Source organism: Neisseriaceae bacterium (assembly GCA_016864895.1).
GTDB lineage: Bacteria > Pseudomonadota > Gammaproteobacteria > Burkholderiales > Neisseriaceae > QFNR01.
Window position 1 is genome coordinate 1,507,181 of the sequence record CP046107.1, and the last position, 18,080, is coordinate 1,525,260.

The 18,080-nt window shown below is 37.4% G+C and carries 11 protein-coding genes; 6 read left to right on the top strand and 5 right to left on the bottom strand.

Features of this window, described 5'->3' with window-relative positions; genetic code table 11:
• The first annotated feature begins 264 nt into the window (after positions 1 to 264).
• Together GKC53_06440 and GKC53_06445 are read left to right on the top strand one after the other, a co-directional pair.
• Complete coding sequence (locus GKC53_06440; GenBank protein ID QRN41723.1) at positions 265 to 8,538, top strand: hypothetical protein; 8,274 nt, start codon at positions 265 to 267, stop codon at positions 8,536 to 8,538.
• Entirely contained in the window at positions 8,522 to 9,610 is a 1,089-nt protein-coding gene (locus GKC53_06445) for an autotransporter domain-containing protein (GenBank protein QRN41724.1), read from the top strand. Before GKC53_06440 ends, GKC53_06445 begins: the two co-directional genes overlap by 17 nt.
• A 247-nt stretch (positions 9,611 to 9,857) precedes the next feature.
• Here GKC53_06445 and GKC53_06450 read toward each other — a convergent pair whose 3' ends face one another.
• The 5 genes from GKC53_06450 to rpmI form a co-directional block, all read right to left on the bottom strand.
• The gene (locus tag GKC53_06450; GenBank protein ID QRN41725.1) at positions 9,858 to 10,145 is read right to left on the bottom strand and encodes an integration host factor subunit alpha; all 288 of its coding nucleotides are present in this window, start codon (positions 10,143 to 10,145) and stop codon (positions 9,858 to 9,860) included.
• Between the two features lie 99 nt (positions 10,146 to 10,244).
• Positions 10,245 to 12,599, bottom strand: a complete 2,355-nt coding sequence (locus GKC53_06455; GenBank protein QRN41726.1) for a phenylalanine--tRNA ligase subunit beta — start codon at positions 12,597 to 12,599, stop codon at positions 10,245 to 10,247.
• 13 nt (positions 12,600 to 12,612) lie between these two features.
• Complete coding sequence (pheS, locus tag GKC53_06460) at positions 12,613 to 13,605, bottom strand: phenylalanine--tRNA ligase subunit alpha (GenBank protein QRN41727.1); 993 nt, start codon at positions 13,603 to 13,605, stop codon at positions 12,613 to 12,615.
• A gap of 140 nt (positions 13,606 to 13,745) precedes the next feature.
• Complete coding sequence (gene rplT / locus GKC53_06465) at positions 13,746 to 14,102, bottom strand: 50S ribosomal protein L20 (GenBank protein QRN41728.1); 357 nt, start codon at positions 14,100 to 14,102, stop codon at positions 13,746 to 13,748.
• Positions 14,103 to 14,113: 11 nt separating this feature from the next.
• On the bottom strand, positions 14,114 to 14,314 hold the full coding sequence (gene rpmI / locus GKC53_06470) for a 50S ribosomal protein L35 (protein QRN41729.1): 201 nt from the start codon (positions 14,312 to 14,314) through the stop codon (positions 14,114 to 14,116).
• 280 nt (positions 14,315 to 14,594) lie between these two features.
• On the opposite strand from rpmI, the gene GKC53_06475 reads away from it, so the two are divergent.
• From GKC53_06475 to GKC53_06490, 4 genes are read left to right on the top strand one after another with little or no spacing between them, the layout of a single operon-like run.
• On the top strand, positions 14,595 to 15,164 hold the full coding sequence (locus GKC53_06475) for an anthranilate/aminodeoxychorismate synthase component II (GenBank protein ID QRN41730.1): 570 nt from the start codon (positions 14,595 to 14,597) through the stop codon (positions 15,162 to 15,164).
• 13 nt (positions 15,165 to 15,177) lie between these two features.
• On the top strand, positions 15,178 to 16,206 hold the full coding sequence (gene trpD / locus GKC53_06480; protein ID QRN41731.1) for an anthranilate phosphoribosyltransferase: 1,029 nt from the start codon (positions 15,178 to 15,180) through the stop codon (positions 16,204 to 16,206).
• Positions 16,207 to 16,218: 12 nt separating this feature from the next.
• The gene (locus GKC53_06485; protein QRN41732.1) at positions 16,219 to 17,598 is read left to right on the top strand and encodes a phosphomannomutase/phosphoglucomutase; all 1,380 of its coding nucleotides are present in this window, start codon (positions 16,219 to 16,221) and stop codon (positions 17,596 to 17,598) included.
• A gap of 6 nt (positions 17,599 to 17,604) precedes the next feature.
• Positions 17,605 to 17,970, top strand: a complete 366-nt coding sequence (locus GKC53_06490) for a Spx/MgsR family RNA polymerase-binding regulatory protein (protein ID QRN41733.1) — start codon at positions 17,605 to 17,607, stop codon at positions 17,968 to 17,970.
• The last annotated feature ends 110 nt before the right edge of the window (positions 17,971 to 18,080 follow it).

An 18,080-nucleotide genomic window follows, 5' to 3' on the forward strand; every position in this document is an offset into this window, starting at 1 on the left:
TATTTTTCTTACAATAAATTTATTAATGTTGTTTAATTAATACATATTATCTTGTTATTTTTATTATATGGGTTAATGATTGGGAAACGATTATTGCTAGATTCTTGAAACAAAAGGTACTTTCTTATAGATTATTTACTAAAATAATTAAGGTGATATTTGGGGGTGTATCCTTTGAGGACGTTATTTCGCATAGTAGAATTGATCACAATAGTTAAGAAGTGGTTAATTTTATGATTCTAATTTTAAAAAGGGTGAAAACATATGAAAATTAGACAGAAGCAACTAGTTTTATCGTTAGTCTCATTATTTGGTGCTGTTTCCTTAACGAATGCAGATGGAGTGCAATATCAAATTGCCCGTGCTAGTGAACCGGTAATAGAAGAGAACCCGGTATTTGTGCCACAGGTTGTTGAACCTGAACTGGAGGTGAGTGAAGAATTAGCATGCGTGGAGGATGAAGAGACTTGTCAACAAACTTATTATCCTCTGTACTTAAATTTATTATTAGCCGCAGCAGATTTGGCTTTGGGCATAGGTAGTGACACTAGATATGATCCTAAGATTGAATATCCAAGTGAGATCAATAATTTTCAAAAAGTAGAGACAGATATAGTTTATAATCCAGCGAATGAGGTAGCATCTCCTGTTGCTACAATGCTTCCCTTGGCATTATTAGGTCCATCTAGTTTTGGTCCTTCATTTGCTTCATTGGCACCATCAGCAGCACCATCGATGTTGCCTTTAACGGTTCCATCTGTGATGTCATCTAATGCATTTTTGGCACCTTTGTCAGCACCATCGTTATCGTCATTAGCACCATTCCAATTGAGTTCATCATTATCAATGGAGCCATTGTTGTCATCGATTACACCTTTTGTGACTTCGTCAACATCAGGTTTTTCAAATCCATCACAACCTTCAAGTGGTCCATCTAACTCATTAATGGCACCTTTGACATCATCCTTATTGCCATCATTTAGTTCTTCGGCAGTACCATCAGCAGCACCGTTGTCTTCATCTGGTACTTCATTGATGTCATCAGTTTCTCCTTTGTTGACTTCGTCATCGGCGCCTTTAATGCCATCGTCAAGTTCTATGTCAATTTCAGGTCCGTTGTCATGGCCGTCTGCGATATTGCCGATTTATATGTCGACAAGTGCTTTGACGCCATTGTCACCATTATTGACGGCGCCTTCAATTTTGCCATTTAGCTTATCGATTACGCCATTGAATATTTCAATGATTCCATTGTATTATTCATCATCAGCACCATCGATAGTGCCATCGTCATCATTATCGATTGCAGGACCATCTTCGTTGTCACCAAGTTCATCATCTAGTGGTACGCCATTATTGAGTTCGGCTTTGCCATTGTTGTCATTATCATCGGCGCCATCAGCAGCTCCTGGATTTTCACTAGGTTCTAGCTTACAGTCTTCGACTACATCTGGTTTGAACTTGTTGTCTACTCCACTTGCCTCTAGTTTAATGCCAAGCACTTCATTGACACCATCTGGAGACCCATCTAAATCAATTTCTTCAGGCCCGTCTTATGTATCTTCGATTCCACTGTTGTCATCATCAGTACCATTGAACTCATCATTGGCGGCACCAAGTGAATTGCCTTTAGTATCAAGTTCTGGCATACCGTCAGCAAGTTCTGGTACTAGTTCATTGCAATCTAGTTTAGGTCCGATAGGTTCTAGTTTAATGCCAAGTACTTCATTGACACCATCTGGAGATCCATCAGAATCGGTTTCTTCGGGTCCTTCGTCTTCTGGGTTAGTGCCAATTTACTCATCGTTATACCCATTGAGTTCATCATTGGTAGCACCAAGTTTATTGCCTTTATATTCTAGTGGTGCACCTTCACAAAGTTCTCAAACGAGTTCATTGCAATCTAGTTCAGGTCCAATAGGTTCTAGCTTGATGCCAAGTCTTTCATTGACGCCATCAGGAGATCCATGGAAATCTATATCTTCAGGTCCATCGTCTTTATTGGCTTCTCCTTTCTATTCGGTATTGTTGCCATTGCAATCATTTTTAGTTGCGCCAAGTGCATTATCATTATCATCTTTGGGAATGCCATTGGCGAGTTCTCAAACGAGTTCATTGCAATCTAGTTCAGGTCCGATAGGTTTTAGCTTGATGCCAAGTCTTTCATTGACACCGTCAGGGGATCCTTCTAAATCTATCTCTTCAGGGCCTTCGTCATTGGGGTCAGGAACATCATTATCGTTGTCATTACCTTCTATAAGTTCATTGACATCGCCTTTGACATCATCGATTTCACAACCGATAGGTTCTTTGTTGTCATCTTTAGTGAGTTTATCATTGGCTCCGATATCGTTGCCTTTATATATTTCTTCAGCTTTGCCATCAGGAATTTCTTCTTCTGTATCGTCATCACCTTTTATTAGTAGCAGTACACCTCCTGGATTATCTTTAATTTCAAGTGGCTTGAGCTTAAAATCATCTGCTTTGTTATTACCATCTACTTTGTTCCCATCTTTGGCATCCAGTAGTGGGTTTGCTCCTTCTATTTCTTCATCGTCTACAGGCGTTACATTGTCTAGTGTAGGCAGTTTGAGTATCTCGGCATACAGTACATTTATGCCACTTTCTGGTTCTGGATTGTCAGCAAGTTTGGGATTACCAAGTTCGCTTTCTTCTGTGGGACCGAATTCATTGGTATCAATGTCAGTACCAGCTAGTTTTGCATCACAATCGGCTTCTGTATCTTCTGCGTCATTATTAATGCCGTTAGCAAGTGCATTGTCTCAAGTGCTATTTGTTACTTCATCATTGACACCAATTTCATCTTCGTCTACGGTAGCAGCACCGAGTATGATGTTGTCGCTTTCTAGCACATTGCCATTCTTTGGCAGTAGCTTGCTTCCGGGTATTCCACTTTCTCTTTCGACCGCAGTATCATGGATTAGTATGACACCTCTAGCTTCAGTAATAGCCGGTCAGATGCTTTTTTCAGGATCTGGTGGCGCATTCCTATCAGGATTATCAGGTTCTTCTGCGAACTTCTATAGTTCTGTATTGCCAATGGCAAGCATAATTGGTGCTCAATTGGGTTCAGCAACATTTCCGGTATGGACATCATCGATTGTATCTGTGGGACTATATTTTGGTTTAGGGATTGTTTGGTTTACACTCACTGGATGGTTTGTTCCATTAATTACTGGGGTTGCACCTTCAGCATTTGCTGGTTCTTTAATGTCAGTTTTCCCAGGATTTTGGTCTACAGTGGTTTCGTTGCCACTTGCATCGCTAGGTTTTTCGTTGACGCCTGTGGCTCCTCTTATGTCTTTCGTAGGTTCTGCAGGAATTAGTTCTAGTGTTTCTGGAGCGTCTTCTTTATGGGGTGGTGCTTCTGTCTTGTCAGTTTCCGGAGGCTTGACTACATTGTCTTCTGTTGTGGGTTATAGCGTTTCTTCATTATCTGGGGTACCTCTGATACCATTATTAGGTTCCCATATGATCTCAATAGGTTTCTCTACTTGGACGCCAATTATTATTAGTATATTTGTCCCTAGTGGTTTTGTATATGTTGTAGGGATGGGTTCTTTCCATACAGAAATTATCAGTTCTTTATTGGGGCCTTGGTTATCTTCTTTTGCCGTATCTTCAAGTATTCCTCAGTTCTTGTTATCAGCTGTAGTGCCGACTATAGGTTCGGTTAGTTCGATGTCATCGAGTGTAGTCGCTCCGATTTCATTCCCAGCTTTTCTATCGACTTCAGTTTTTGCCTCTTCATCTGCACCATTTATAGTTGCGGCATTGGCTTTATTTAGTGGTCCTTCTTTTGGTGTGGGTACAGTGTCAGTTTTGATAACTTCATTATCAAGTGCATTCCCTTCTTTATTAAGTAGTAGTTTGTTGGTTTCTTCTATGAACCTAAGTTCTACCACTCCTTTATCTACAGGTTCGAGTAGTTCTGCGCTGGGTTCATTGAGTGTACCTTCATTTGTATTGCCATTGTCTGCAAGTGGGGTGTTGGGCTCAGCAATCTCTTCGACAATAACTATGCCGTATTTTGGACTACAGACAGCATCGGTGGCTTTAAGTTCGTCTTTATACCCATCGTCTTCATGGGTTCCATCGTCAATAGGCTTGCCTATTTTAGCAGCAGGAAACTTTGTTTCTTCTGTATTGACAGGATCCTCTACTCTAATAGCATCATCATTGACCTCAGTACTCACAGTATTAGGTTCTATATCAATGGGCTTAAATGCTTCATCGATAGCTTTACTCCCATTATCTGGAGCGCCGGTATCATCACAAACGTTCTCATCTTTAGCGCCGAGTGCAGTTAGTGGTTTAATCGGTTTATTAACTTCTGGAGGCTCTTTTTTAGGCTTGGGTTATTCTAGTTCATTGAATGTATCATTTGGACTTCCTGCTTTATTGGTTGTAGGTTCGTCATTGGCGGTACCTGTATTTGCATCTTCAGCAGTTTCTTTCCCATTCTATTTATCGTCTTCCCCGTTAATTGCCTCAGCTGCAGTATCGGCTTCTCTAAGTGGGGTATCGGGATTAAGTTCAGCAGCGCCTGCTTTATGGTCTACTTGGGCAGGTTTATCCGTTGGGGTACCATCATTTGCAATTGGTTCAGCATTCTCTTATGGTAATGCATATGTATGGCTATTTGGATCCTTACCTCTGTATTTTGCACCTATATTATCGAGTACAATTTTATGGGGTTTTGGTGCGGTTTCATTTCTAGGACCATCAACAGCTTATCCAGTGTCTTCATCTGGTTCGGCGGCGTCTGGAACAGCTAGTTTAGTACCGGTTTTTGGTTTATCGGCATTGTCAAGTGCGCCAAGTTTACCACTTAGCGTGACACCATCAACTAGTTCTGTGCCATTATTGGGCACTTCCTTGGCATCGGCATACACCATTGGTGGGGCTGGGGCTACTGTAGTATTAGCGGCTTCATCATCTGTTGGAACTCCATTTAATATATCTTCTTCAGGTGTGACATTGCCTTTAGCTGCTATTGCAACCATAGGAACATCGAGTGGTTGGGTATGGTTCCCTGTAATTACCATGCTTGTTACTATTGGAGTAGGACCATTTTTTATGGTGCTGAGCGGTTGGTATATCTTTATTCCAATTCTTGCTACTTTGTTACAAAGCATTGTGTTTGGTACAAGTTCTTTTGGGTTATCGGTTATGTCGCCAGCGAGTTCGGTTTCGTTCTCAACTATTCCATCCTTCTTTTCGGCATTAGCTCCAATTTATACGGCTGCTTTTGGATCGTCATCTTTATCTGGTGTGTCTTTGACTCCAGTATTATCATCGACATCCATCACGACATCTATTCCAGCATTCTCTATTTCGAGTGTGTCTTTTGGACCTTTAGCGCTTTCATCAATTCCATCAATTGGTTCCAGTTTACCGATTTCAAGTGCGATACCATCGCTGATTATGGCTCCTATTATTTCTAGTGAGATATCATCAATGATTGGTTTGCCCATATCGTCTTCTGTTTCTATGCCAATGTTGACTTTATCTAGCTTCTTGCCAGGTGGTATATCTTTAGTTCCGTTAACTTCTTCAATTAGTAATTCTGGAGCCGGGGTTATTTCGTTATCATTGTTCTCAACATCTTGGGTACCATCTATTGGATTGTCGTCTGGTTTGCCTGTCTCTTTATCTGGAGTTCCAGGACTATTGTCTTCGATTCCGGCATCTTCTTCGGGACCGTTCTTGACAAGTATTAGTTCGATTCCTGCAAGTTCTATTGGGGCAATATCGATTGGTGTTCCGAGTTATGCAGCTGGTATTGGTTCTACATCGCTTGGTTTATCCTCGTTAACACCGTTGTCAAGTAATCCTAGCCTTGCTCCGAGCAGTAACCCGAGCTTGAATCCAAGCAGTGCGCCAAGCAGTAACCCAAGTTTGGCGCCATTGAGTAATCCTAGCTTGGCGCCATTGAGTAATCCATTAATGTCTTGGTCAAGTAACCCAAGTAGTGGTCCGTTGTCTAATCCATCTACTTCGTCTTCGACTAATCCGTCAAGCATGAATCCGATTAGCAACCCAAGTACTGGTTCGATTAGTAATCCAAGCTTGAATCCAAGCAGTGCACCGTTTAGTAATCCAAGTAGTGCGCCGTTTAGTAACCCTAGCGTCGCACCACTTAGCAGTCCAAGCAGTGCACCATTTAGCAATCCAATTAGCGCACCTTCATCTAATCCGATGACTTCGTTGTCTACTAATCCATCAAGCACTAATCCGATTAGTAATCCAAGTACAGCATCGATTAGCAATCCAAGCTTGAATCCAGGCAGTGGTCCATCTAGTAACCCAAGCAGTGCACCATTAAGTAATCCTAGTTTGGCACCGATTAGTAATCCAAGTAGTGCACCGATTAGTAATCCATTAAGTGCACCGTTGTCTAATCCATCGACTTCATCTTCGACTAATCCGTCAAGTATGAATCCGATTAGCAACCCAAGTACGGCTTCGATTAGTAATCCGAGCTTGAATCCAAGTAGTGCACCATTTAGCAATCCTAGTTTAGCACCATTGAGTAATCCAAGCAGTGCACCATTTAGTAACCCAAGTAGCGCTCCATTGAGTAATCCTTTGAGTGGGCAGTCATTTAATCCGTTGACATCGGGGTCAGTGAATCCATCTTTAATGACACCGAGTACCAATCCAAGCACGGCGTCAATTAGTAACCCGAGCTTGAACCCAAGTAGTGCACCATTGTCTAATCCATCAATGGCACCATTGAGTAATCCAAGTAGTATGCCATTGAGTAACCCATTGAGTGCACCATTGAGTAATCCTTCACTTGCACCGATTAGTAATCCGAGTAGTGGTGCACCATCTACATGGTCATTGCCAAGCAGTAACCCAAGTAGTGCATCGATTAGTAATCCAAGCATTAATCCGATCAGTGCACCGTCTAGCAATCCAAGTAGTGCACCGATTAGTAATCCAAGTTTGGCGCCATTTAGCAATCCAAGTAGTGCACCGATTAGTAATCCAAGTTTGGCGCCGTTTAGTAATCCATTGGTAAGTTCTTTGAGTAATCCATCGAGCCAAATGCCAAGTAGTAATCCTTTGGCTTCAAGTAGTAACCCGAGCTCGAATCCAGTAAGTGCGCCATTAAGTAATCCATTGTTATCGTCGATGAGTAACCCAAGTAGTGTACCGTTGAGTAATCCATTACTAGCGCCATTTAGTAATCCATCGATAGCGCCAGTAAGTAGTCCGATTAGCTCATCGAGCAATCCATTATTATGGCCATCAAGTGGACCATTGAGTATTTCAAGCAATCCATTATCAAGTTCGATTAGTAATCCGGTGTCATTGTCATCTAATCCGTCAAGCTCTGCATTACCATCAAGCTTGAGTAACCCAAGCTCATGGGCGGCGATGTCATCTAACTTACCAAGTTTGCCATCGGCGATAGTAGCAGGCCCTGCAATGTCATCTAAGTTCTCTGGGGTTGGTAATAAGAAAGCGAACAGAGCGAGTTACTACATACCGGGTTATGACTTTACTGAGACTAAGAAAGACTTTGAATTTAGGAATGTAGTGACGTTTGGTGATTCATTGTCAGATACCGGTTCGGCAGGACGTGGTGGTATTTATATGGCAGATGGTAATCCATTTAGTTTCTATAATAGTTATTTAGGGATTTACTTGACTGGAAAGTTTAATGCACCAAGAAGTCAAAATGGTACTAATTATGCGGTTTCAGGGGCATTGGTTAAATGGGCTTCGAGTGTATTACAGTTATTAGGAGATCCGATAGCGGTTATGCGTTCTAAGATGTCACAGCAAATAGAATACTACCTACAAGATAATAAACAAATTGCCAACTCTAAAGACGTGTTTGTATTGTGGGGAGGTGGTAATGATATGACCGGAGATATTATGCAAGCGGCAATGCCATGGAACTGGGATAAAATCTTAACTTCGGCAGGTGGTTATTTAGATAACAAGCCAAAAGTTTTAGGAGGTTATGCTCAGTTACTGGCAGATAAAGGTGCAAAAAATATCTTTATGTTAGGGTTACCGGATCCGGGTTTATCACCATTCTCCGGAGCAGCAATAGTTGGTGCTACCGTAGGTTCGTTGGGTATGTTCATGGATGGTACACCATTGGAGTTCTTAAATCCGGGTAATTGGGTATTGGGTGCAATGGATAGTTATTTACGAAACAATAACAATTTGGTGGGTACACCGGTTGGTAATGCAGATGAATATGTTATAGATAACTATGCAAGGATGTATAACCACTTTATGCCATTGATTCCGAAAGAGTTATGGCGTTGGGTGATAGTGATTCCATCACAATTACAACGTAACTTGGTGCTTCGTTGGAATAGAGATTTACAAGAACGTTTAATGGATGTGAATGGTAATATAGTTTATGCTGATATTTACCGCTTATATGAAGAAGTACAAAACGATCCATATACCTATGGTTTTACTAACATTCTAGTAGCACAATGTAGCTTAGGTAAAGAGTCTACGATATGTGATGCGGGGGGATGATTATTATCATGGAGATGATGGACAAGTGTATATGTATACTGACTGGCATCACCCAAGCCCACAAATGAATCAAATCATAGCGGAATACTTGTTGAGTATCTTCAATGCACCGGGTTATGTATCTGGTTTATCTAGAGTTTCGGAGGTAAACGAGAGTGTACGTAATAACTTCATGAAGAATGAGATGAAGTATATGAGGTTTGATACAAGAGAAGTAGGTGAGTTTAGAACGTTTGCAAGTATATTAACGGGGATAGATAAGAACAGTCGATCATTAAGTTCAAGGAATTTATCGACCCAAGGTATAGGAGCAGGGTTTGCGTACAGAGCCTCTGAAGGTTTAGATGTAGGAGCCTCATTATCGTTGATGTATGGAGATAAACATCCAAGTAATCAATTGAAGTATAAAGACAGTGCACAAGCATTGACGGCATTTATGCAATATAAAGATGCGAGTGGTTTGTGGGCAAATGGGCAAGTTTATACGGGTTGGGAGCAAATGTCTGATATCAAACGTTCGATGCAGTTTCTAAAACACATTAGAACGGAGAAAGGCGCAACGAAGGGTAAGGTATCAGGGTTTGGTGCTTCCGTGGGATATGACGTGCAAATATCGGAATTAGGTTGCGATGAATGTTCTACGACTTGGTATGCCACCCCTTACATTGAAGGTAGTGTGACTAAATTCAAGGTTAAGGGATATGAAGAAGAGGGTAATAGTTCTACGGCGATGGAATTTAATGAACAAAAACGCACAAATAAATTAGGTACGTTAGGTGTTCAATTTAGTAGTCGTTCGCCGAAGTTAAATACTAACCTAGACATAGCATATACGAAGAACTTTGACTATGAAGAGTTTGAAGCAGAGGGGCGTTTAAAGAACTTTGCTAAAAACTTCCATCGTTCAGGTAAAGGTATTGCGAAAGAAAGGAAAGGTTGGTTATCGATTACACCAAGCGTTGAGTACAAGATCAATGATGAAGTATCGGTATATGGTAATGTGAATTATAACTATGGTAATAGTAAGTTTACACAACTAAATGGTACTTTAGGTATTAGGAGTAAATTCTAAACCAATTTGATAGACTCGAATATCAACAGCTCCGTAAGGAGCTGTTTTTTTATTGTATGTAAAAATAAATAATAAATTCAGAGACATTTAGTTTCAAAAAAGACACTCAATCTTAAGTATTTTACACAAACAAGCATACCCACATTTTTTACCTTTTCTTAGTATTTAAGATAAAAAATTAGATTTATATTAAAAATTCATTGTGTGTAGATAGAATATTTTGATAAATGAGTCATTTATTGAAAAGTTAATGTTCAATCATTGCTTTTAATTTTTGACTAGAATGGAAGGTAACAACTCTGCGAGCACTAATTTCAACCTCTTGTCCAGTTTTAGGATTTCTCCCTGGGCGTTGATTTTTATCCCGTAGTTGGAAATTTCCAAAGCCAGAGATCTTTACTTCTTCGCCGGAAACTAAAGCCTTTTTTATTTCTTCAAAAAATAATTCGACTAAAACTTTGGCATCATTACGATTTAATTTCGGAATTTTTTCTACTAAAATATCTGATAATTCCGCTTTAGTTAATGTTGTCATATTTTATCCTTTTTACTTCATATCTATCAATTAGTTAGATGGTTATTATCACTTAAATTGAGAATTTAAACAATACTTGATCAATAATTTTTAGTATTATTAGCGTAAATTCACACCCAAGGGTTTGACTTGATTGATCAGTATCTGCATAAGTTTATCAATTTCATGGTCTTTTAAGGTTTTTTCATTGTCTTGAAAAATGATTTTTATTGCTAAACCTTTATGATTGTGTGGTATATTGCCACCTCTGTACAAATCAAAAATTTTTACACTTTTTAAAGCTGGAATTTTTGTTGAATTTAATGTGGATAGTAGTTCTTGAGCAGTAACATTTTCAGGAACAATAAAAGCCAAATCTCGGTGCACTGGTTGGTACTTGGAAATTGGGCTACATCTTATTTTATGTGGTTGAGAAATAGCATCATATGCTAATTCAAATACTATAGGTGCACTCGGTAAATCATATTTTTGTACTAATCTGGGATGCAACTCCCCAATAGATCCTATCACAGATTGATCGTCACGTAGAATATTTGCTGATTTTCCTGGATGTAACCCGGGAATATTGCTAGCAACAAAAGTAACTGAAATATTATTTAAAATTTGCATTAAATCATTTTTAACATCAAAAAAGTCTACCTTTTGGTAAGATATACCCCATTGTTCGGGTAACGAATACCCATATGCCAGAGCGGCAATATAATCTTGTTGTATTAAATCTGAACCATTCTTTTTAAATATTTTAGCCAGTTCAAATAAACGTATCCGGGATTGTTTTCTATTAAGGTTAGCAATTAAGTTATTAATTAAACTTCCAATGAGTGTAGATCTCATGACATTCATTTGGCTAGCAATGGGATTAATAATCCGAATAGGGGTTGTATTATTTGCAAAATCAATTTCCCATGTTTCATCTACAAAAGAATAATTGACCACTTCTTGATAACCAAGATGGGAAATTTTATCAAAAATTTGTTCTTTATTTAAGCAGCAATCTGCCTGTTTTAACATTAAAAGCTTTCCACTGGTCACTTTAGGTTTGATATTCTCATAACCATATAGCCTAGCAATTTCTTCAATAATGTCGACCTCGATATTAATATCAAATCTAAAACTAGGAGAAGTCACTATAAATCCATCTTTTTGAGGAATAGGATTAAGTCCTAATTGCCTTAATCCTACTTGTATTTGTTGATTATCTAGAGTAATACCTAATAATTTTTCTGCACGTGTTTTGCGAACTGAAATTTGTCTACTATCAGGTAAATTTCCATTAGCAATATTTAATGTACCCGCTTGACCTCCAGCCAATGATAGAATTAATTCAGTTGCTCTATTAATTGAATCTTCTTGTAGTTGATAATCAACACCTCTTTCAAATCGGAAGGAAGATTCTGATGAAAATCCGTACTGTCTTGATTTACCAGCAATAACATCAGGGTAAAAAAAGGCAGATTCTATGAGGATATTATTGGTTTTTCCTGATACAGAGGAATTTTTTCCACCCATTAATCCTGCGATACTTAAGGGGGCACTGTCATCAGCAATAACTAAAGTTTTTTCATCGAGTGAAACCTGTTTGTCATTAAGGCACAGCAGTTCTTCATCACTAGTAGCAAAGCGTGCGATAAGTTTATTTTGTAATTTATCTAAATCAAATATATGTAATGGCTGCCCCAGTTCCAACATAACGTAATTACCTACGTCTACTAAGAAATTTATACTTCTAATACCAGAACGTTCTAATCTTTCTTGCATCCAAAGAGGAGTACCTATATTAGGATTGACATTTTTGATGACACGCGTTATTAATTTTCCACAGGCATCGGGAGATTGGATTGAAGTGGGGAAAGTAATTGTTTTATCTTCTTGACAGCCACATATTTCAATTGGTGTAAAAGGCGCATTGGTTAATGCAACTACTTCTCGAGCAATCCCTTTAATGGACAAACAATCGGCACGATTAGGGGTGCTTTTAATTTCTAAAATATCATCATCCAGATGCAAATAATCTCTAATATTAACCCCAATTGGCGCATTATCAGGCAGAATCATTAAACCCTCGGTTTCTGGCAAGCCTAATTCTTGAGCTGAGCAAAGCATGCCATCAGAATTTTCACCTCTCATTATTGTAGGTTTAATTTTGAAATCACCAGGTAATATTGCCCCAGGTAATGCACAAGGAACTTTAATACCTGGTTTGACATTTGTTGCACCACAAACGATTTGAATCGGTTTATCTTTTCCAATATCAACTTGGGTAATATTAAGTCGATCAGCATTGGGATGTTTTTTAATGGTTATGACTTGTGCAATAATTACCTTCGAAAACTCTGGTGCTACTTTAGTGATTTCTTCAACTTCTAATCCGGACATGGTTAATAAATGAGCTAATTGATTGGCATCTAGTTCAGTCTTAACCCAAGTCTTTAACCATTCAAAAGAAAATTTCATTAATCAATACCTTTCAATTGAATTGTTTTAAAAAATTAAGATCATTTTCAAAAAACAGTCTTAAATCATGTATCCCATAACGTAACATAGCATAACGATCAATGCCTAAACCAAAAGCAAAACCCGTATATTTTTCAGAATCAATATTGACATTCTTTAGTACATTAGGGTGCACCATGCCACAGCCACCAACCTCAAGCCAACCTTTATCCCATTGAATATCTATTTCTGCAGAAGGTTCAGTAAAAGGGAAAAAAGATGGACGAAAGCGAACTACTAAATCTTCTCTTTCAAAGAATGTTTGTAAGAAGGTGGTGAATATAGATTTTAAATCGACAAAAGAGACATCTTCATCAACCCATAGACCCTCTAATTGATGAAACATCGGCGAATGAGTAGCATCTGAATCAACACGATAGGTTCTTCCTGGTGCAATAATGCGAATAGGAGGATTTTTTTTCTCTAACATGTAATGTATTTGTATAGGAGATGTATGAGGCCGTAGAACTTTATTATCTTCAATGTAAAAAGTATCTTGCATTGCTCTAGCTGGATGATTTTTAGGAATATTTAGAGCCTCAAAACAGTAATAATCTTCTTCTATTTCTGGGCCATCAGCAACTTCAAATCCTAGTGTTTGAAATAGGGAGACCATACGATTCTTAGTTAATGTGATAGGATGCAAACCAGCCATGGCTTGTCCTCTACCATCCAAAGTAACATCTATCGTTTCACTTTTTAACTTATCTTCCAGTTGTTGTGTTTCTAATTCATTTTTCTTTTCAGAATAAGATGATTGAAAAATATTTTTTTGAGTGTTAATAAAACTACCAACTTCTTTTCTTAATTCAGGAGAGAGACTACCTAACATTTTCAAAAAAGTATTTAGAGATCCTGTTTTTCCTAAATATTTTGCCTTGATTATTTCAAGCTGATTGAAATCATTTGTTTGTCTAATTTCTTTGAGACCCTCGGCAACCAATAATTCAATGGCTTTTTTATCCATAGAGAAAAACCTTTTTGTGTGAATATTTATTTAAAATATAACGTTCTAATTAAGAAGTGATTTATTATACATTAAATTATATTATTTTTTGATAAAGAAAAAGGAAGATGCAAGACATCTTCCTTTTTTATATTAATTAGTTAGGCTAGGCTTTTTTTAGCAGTTTCAGCTAATTGAGCAAATGCTTCTTTGTTATGCACAGCCAAGTCTGCAAGTACTTTACGATCAATTTCTATAGAGGCTTTTTTTAAGCCATCAATTAAGCGACTGTATGTCATTCCGTTTATTTTAGCTGCTGCATTAATACGAATAATCCACAATTGACGAAATTGTCGTTTTCTTTGACGCCTGTCACGGTAAGAATATTGACCTGCCTTCATGACAGCTTGTTTTGCTATACGATAAACATTCTTCCTACGGCCACGATAACCTTTTGCTTGTTTAATAATCTTTTTATGTCGAGCATGGGCAGTTACGCCACTTTTTACGCGAGGCATAATCTTCTCCTTTATTTAGAATATGGTAACATTTGAGAAATAGAAAATTTGTCATTGCTGTGTACTAGCTTGGCACGGCGTAATTGACGTTTAGTTTTAGTACTTTTCTTGGTTAAAATATGACGTTTAAAGGCACTCGCCCGTTTCACTTTCCCATTTCCCAGTACCTTGAAGCGCTTTTTAGCACCCGACTTAGATTTCATTTTAGGCATGAAAAAACTCCTTAGAATTTTAAATTATATTCAGAATTAGGAGACTATTATTCAGTTCTTGGAAAAAACCCTAATCCTACGGCTTAATTATTCTGTTTTTTCAGAAGCCGTTCATTTTAATGTAGTTTACAAAATTTCGCAATCCTCATTTTTTATAAAAAATAAAAAAAGGTCAATTAAAACTGTTCAAAAATCTATACTTAATCTTAGCCATTCTTTTAATTATATTGAAAATCAAGTATACTAGCTCTCTTTATCAATATTATTTATCGTGTGAAATATGCTATTACTTATCGATAACTATGACAGTTTTACTTACAATATTGTTCAGTATTTATCAGAGTTAGGACAAGATGTGTTGGTCAAGAGAAATGACGAAGTTAGCTGTAATGAGATAGAAAAACTTATGCCGAATTATATTGTTATCGGCCCAGGACCATGTTCACCTAAGGAGGCAGGTATATCAGTTGAATGCATTCAAAAATTTACTAATAAAATTCCTATGTTAGGTATTTGCTTAGGTCATCAGAGTATTGGTGAAGCATTTGGTGGAAAAACTATTCGAGCAAAAGAAATTATGCATGGAAAGAATTCATGGGTTTATCACAATAATATTGGTATTTTTGAAGATATCCCTAATCCAGTAAATTGTACAAGATACCATAGTTTGGTTACAGATAGAGATTTTTTACCCGAATGTTTGGAAGTCACAGCATGGACAGAAGATGGGGAGATTATGGGCATTAGACATAGAATATCGGCGGTAGAGGGTGTCCAATTTCATCCAGAGGCATTGCTGACAGAACATGGATATCGTATGTTAAATAATTTTTTGATTCAGCATAATTAATTAAGGTAATTTTATGATTGCTCCGCCTGAAGCACTTAATAGATTATTAAATAATAATGAGATCTTATATGATGAGATGACTTATTTGATGCGTGAAATTATGAGCGGTAGGATGGCACCAGAAATGGTTGCTGCTTTGCTTATTGGATTACGAATGAAAGTAGAAACAGTTTCAGAAATTACTGCAGCTGTTAATGTGTTAAAAGAATTTTATTTAGCAGTACCAATTCTTGATCCAGATCACACCATTGATATCGTAGGAACAGGTGGTGATGGAATCAAAACATTTAATATTTCTACTACTGCGATGTTTGTTGTGGCAGCAGCAGGTGCTAAGATTGCCAAACATGGTGGTAAAGCAGTAAGTTCTGCTAGTGGTGCTGCCGATGCAATTGAAGCTATGGGGGTGAATATTTATTTATCTCCGGAGCAAATTGCGGAAAGTATTGAAAAGACTAATATTGGATTTATGTATGCTCCACAGCACAATCAAGCAATGAGGCATGTGGCACCTGTACGGAGAATCCTAGGTGTGAGAACTATTTTTAATATCTTAGGACCATTAACTAATCCAGCAAATACTAAGAATCAACTGTTAGGTGTATTTCACGAAGATTTATTGGGAATTTGTTCTAATGTAGGAAGGCAGATGGGGCTTAAGCGTATGTTAGTGGTATATGGCTCAGATGGAATGGACGAAATTACTATTACAGGGACAACACAGATAGCAGAGTTAAATAATGGAAAAATTACACGTTATGAGATTCATCCAGAGGATTTTGGAATCTCAGTAAGTCAAGATTTATCACCCATTCAAGCTTTTTCATCTGTGGAATCATTACAAAAAATGGATGAGGTTTTGGCAGGAGAAAAAGGCCCGTCTCGAGATATTGTACTATTAAATGCAGCAGCTGCTTTATATTGTGTTGGTTTGACTGATAACATTCAGGAAGGGGTGGAAATAGCACAAGAAGCAATTGATTCAAAAAAAGCGCAACAAAAAAAACAAGAATTTATTCAATTTACTAATCAAATAGTGTAAATGGTATCAATAATGACAAGTAATATTTCTAAAGATATTTTTAAAGCTTATGATATTAGAGGTATTGTTAATGAAACTTTAACAAAGGATGCTATTATTGGCATTGCTAAGGCCTATGCTACCAAAGCAGTTAAGAGACAAGTCACGGATGTGGTGGTTGGTAGGGATGGTCGATTGTCTGGAAAGGAAATTGTTGATTTACTCATTGAGACCTTAATTCGATGTGGGTTGAATGTTATTGATATCGGACAAGTTGCAACACCAATGCTTTATTTTGCTGCACATCAATGGACAAATGGTTCTGGAATAATGATTACGGGGAGTCATAACCCTTCTGAATATAATGGTTTTAAAATGATGTTAGCAGGGGAGACATTATTTGGAGATACTATAAAATCTTTATTTGAAATTATTTGCTCTGGACAGTATTTTATCACTAAAAATCAGGGAAAGTTAAAACAACAGGATATCAGTAAGTTATATCAAGATGCCATTAGTCAAGACGTCCAATTAAAACGTCCAATGAAAGTTATCGTTGATGCAGGTAATGGTATTGCTGGTCAATATGTAGGGGCGTTATATCGAGCAATTGGTTGTGATTTAATAGAGTTATTTTGTGATGTGGATGGGACTTTTCCAAATCATCATCCAGATCCTGCTAAACCTGAGAACTTACAAGATATTAAATTAAAACTACAAAATTCTGATGCACAAATTGGTTTGGCTTTTGATGGTGATGGGGATAGATTGGGTGTAGTGACTAAGGATGGAAATATCATATATCCTGATCGGTTGCTTATGCTTTTTTCTGAAGATATTTTGTCTAGAAATAAAAACGCCTCTATTATTTATGATGTGAAATGTACACGTTTATTAGCACCGTGGATTATATCTAGAGGAGGCAACCCTATTATCAGTAAAACAGGTCACAGCTATATTAAGGCATCAATGAAACATCATAATGCTTTGTTAGCAGGAGAAATGAGTGGGCATATATTTTTTCAAGAGAGGTGGTTTGGATTTGATGATGGGTTATATGCAGGCGCTAGGTTGTTAGAAGTACTTTCTTGTTATGAAAATCCTAGTGCGTTTCTGAATTCACTTCCTAATGCTATTTCCACTCCTGAAATCAATATTCCGATGCAGAAAGAAGGGCAGAATCATGAATTAATTAGACAAATACAATTGCAGGCGAAATTCAAAAATACAAAAAAGATTATAGATATAGATGGATTGAGAGTAGAGTATGCAGATGGATTTGGTTTGATTCGTGCATCTAATACAACGCCAGTTTTAGTTTTAAGGTTTGAAGCTGATAATGAAGTGGCTGTTGAACGAATTCAGAATGAATTTAGAATGGTTCTGCAGGCGTTTTCAAATTTAACGTTTTAGATAAAAATGAGTATATCAATTATTACTATATATGGAATTGCAAATTGTAGTTCAGTCAAAAAGACAAGGGTTTACTTTGATAAAAATCATATCAAATATGTTTTCATTAATTTTTATCAAGACATTCCAAGTACTGGTTTACTTGACAAATGGATAAATAAGTTGAGTTTGAGTCAGTTGATTAATAAAAAAAGTATTACTTGGCGTCAATTAGACAATGATATGAAACAGTTAATTGAAAATAACCAAAGTGTTATCTCTATTTTGAGAGATAATATTACTTTAATCAAAAGACCTGTTATTCAATGGGCGGATGGTTCAGTTACTGTAGGTTACGATGAAATACTCTTTCAACAAAAAAATAATCAATAAGTTAATTTGTTAGCTTCTTGGTAAGACTTTATTTTGTAGGGGAGGGGGACGTCACTACTTTTGGATTAAGTTTTTACTAAAATAAATTGATAGACAGAAAAACAAAAAAG

Coding starts and splice junctions, on each gene's coding strand:
- trpD (QRN41731.1), top strand. CDS start 15,178: ATGATTGCTCCGCCTGAAGCACTTAATAGATTATTAAATAATAATGAG.
- GKC53_06455 (QRN41726.1), bottom strand. CDS start 12,599: ATGAAATTTTCTTTTGAATGGTTAAAGACTTGGGTTAAGACTGAACTA.
- GKC53_06450 (QRN41725.1), bottom strand. CDS start 10,145: ATGACAACATTAACTAAAGCGGAATTATCAGATATTTTAGTAGAAAAA.
- GKC53_06440 (QRN41723.1), top strand. CDS start 265: ATGAAAATTAGACAGAAGCAACTAGTTTTATCGTTAGTCTCATTATTT.
- GKC53_06485 (QRN41732.1), top strand. CDS start 16,219: ATGACAAGTAATATTTCTAAAGATATTTTTAAAGCTTATGATATTAGA.
- rplT (QRN41728.1), bottom strand. CDS start 14,102: ATGCCTCGCGTAAAAAGTGGCGTAACTGCCCATGCTCGACATAAAAAG.
- pheS (QRN41727.1), bottom strand. CDS start 13,605: ATGGATAAAAAAGCCATTGAATTATTGGTTGCCGAGGGTCTCAAAGAA.
- GKC53_06475 (QRN41730.1), top strand. CDS start 14,595: ATGCTATTACTTATCGATAACTATGACAGTTTTACTTACAATATTGTT.
- rpmI (QRN41729.1), bottom strand. CDS start 14,314: ATGCCTAAAATGAAATCTAAGTCGGGTGCTAAAAAGCGCTTCAAGGTA.
- GKC53_06490 (QRN41733.1), top strand. CDS start 17,605: ATGAGTATATCAATTATTACTATATATGGAATTGCAAATTGTAGTTCA.